Annotated in this window: 2 protein-coding genes and 1 pseudogene; 2 read left to right on the top strand and 1 reads right to left on the bottom strand. The window is 40.7% G+C overall.

Annotated elements, in window-relative coordinates; translation table 11 throughout:
- Positions 1 to 446: DDE-type integrase/transposase/recombinase (locus tag DW793_RS14065; protein WP_147342230.1), on the top strand; the 446-nt coding region annotated here is incomplete at its 5' end.
- Positions 447 to 728: 282 nt separating this feature from the next.
- Positions 729 to 1,715, top strand: a complete 987-nt coding sequence (locus DW793_RS14060) for a recombinase family protein (protein WP_118158520.1) — start codon at positions 729 to 731, stop codon at positions 1,713 to 1,715.
- Here the strand turns inward: DW793_RS14060 and DW793_RS14055 are convergent.
- A pseudogene (locus DW793_RS14055) lies at positions 1,694 to 1,906 on the bottom strand (IS3 family transposase); the annotation flags it as partial. The gene DW793_RS14060 and the pseudogene DW793_RS14055 overlap by 22 nt on opposite strands.

Genomic DNA, 1,906 nt, shown 5'->3' with positions numbered 1-1,906 from the left:
TTGACTGCTTTGATCTGATGCCGCTGGGGATAGCTATTGAAGATAATATGAGAGCTTCGCTCTGCTGCCATACTCTTGAAAACGCAAACAAATCATATCCTGATATAAAGGGCTGTATCATCCACTCGGACAGAGGCAGTCAGTATACAAGCGAAGAGTACCAAGCTGCTGTAAAGAAATATGGGATCATTCAAAGCATGAACAGTGCCGGCGGAAGATGTCATGATAATGCACGCTGTGAAAGTATGTGGGCAAGAATGAAAGAAGAGCTATTCTACAGCCGTGAGGACAAATCGGAGAACTACACTATGAGAGAGTTGAAGACTATGATCTGGAGATATTATATGAGTTACTGGACCAACAGAAGAATCTGCACCGCCAACGGTGGGCTGCCTCCGGCAGCCCGAAGAAAGCTCTACTATGATCATATCTTTCTCGCTGCATAATTCTTGTTCGAATAAAATGTGTCAAGTGATATTGACAAAACCATAATCGACTTTTTTGAAATGCGCGATAAGCCAATAACCAAGTTTGAAGAATCAGCATTTGAGAGTATAGTTGAGAGGATCGTTGTAATCAATCAACATGAGTTGGAATTTCACTTGATCGGCGGATTGAAATTTAAAGAAAAGATAAAATAGACAAATTCATTATCATAGATTTAGTGCCTTTGGATATAGCTATTTCAAAGGCTTTGTGGTATTGTTATAAGCGGAGGTGACATTAATATGGCAAAAAACAGAGTAATACCGTTTGGTTACTGCATGAAGAACGGAGTGATAACAACTGATCCCAAAGAGGTATGCGCTGTTGCGACGATTTTCAGTGAATATCTTTCAGGCAAAAGCCTACTGCAAATTGCCAAGCTAATGGAAAGTGAGAAAATTCGCTACAATACAGATTCAGATAAGTGGAACAAAAATATGGTCAAGCGGATAATCGAAAATGAGAAGTATCTCGGTACCGACAAATATCCGCAGTTGATCGCCGAGGATATTTTCAGACGAGCAAATGAAAAGCGGATACGGAAAGCAACTACGTTTAATCTGATATCCGATGATTTACAGGAAATCAGAAATCGTACATACTGTGCCGAATGTGGTCACAGACTTTCAAGAATTGGCGGCAATTCGAAATATGAACATTGGGATTGCAGAAATCCCGATTGCTGCAAATTTGAATATCAGCTGACTGATCAGATGATAATCGGAGCAGTGCTGACTGTTCTGAATTCTGCAATAGCTAATCCAAGTTTATTGGAGTCCGGCGGCGAGATCAGCATTTATTCACCTACTGCCGATATAGTCCGTCAGCAAAATGAAATCAACCGTATGACCGATTCAATCCAAGTAGATTTTGACAGAGCTAAAGCAGAGATTTATAAACTTGCTGAGATGAAATACGACTGCTGCACTTACAATGACAGCCCTCAGAAAACAGATAAAATCAAGGCTCTGCTTGAAAATCACGAACAATTAAATACGTTGGATATTGGCTTATTCAAAGCGTGTGTTTCACGAATTTGTATAAGCCATTTTTGTACCGTAGAGGTTGAGCTTATCAACGGAGTGAGAATTAAAAATATAACGGAAAGGAAGATCGAAAATGAGCACAGCGCCGAATGTAACAGTAATTCCTGCGAAAGTGCAGTGGTTTTGTCAATATCACTTGACACATTTTATTCGAACAAGAATTATGCAACGAGAAAGATATGATCATAGTAGAGCTTTCTTCGGGCTGCCGGAGGCAGACCACCGTTGGCGGTGCAGATTCTTCTGTTGGCCCAGTAACTCATAAAATATCTCCAGATCATGGTCTTCAACTCTTTCATAGTGTAGTTCTCCGGCTTGTCCTCACGGCTGTAGAACAGCTCTTCTTTCATTCTTGCCCACATACTTTCACAGCG

The organism is Ruminococcus sp. AM31-15AC, assembly GCF_003462045.1.
In the GTDB taxonomy this organism is placed as follows: domain Bacteria; phylum Bacillota; class Clostridia; order Oscillospirales; family Ruminococcaceae; genus Hominimerdicola; species Hominimerdicola aceti.
Note: the sequence above shows the minus strand (reverse complement) of the source record. Positions and strands in the feature narration are given on the sequence as shown.

Coding starts and splice junctions, on each gene's coding strand:
- DW793_RS14060 (WP_118158520.1), top strand. CDS start 729: ATGGCAAAAAACAGAGTAATACCGTTTGGTTACTGCATGAAGAACGGA.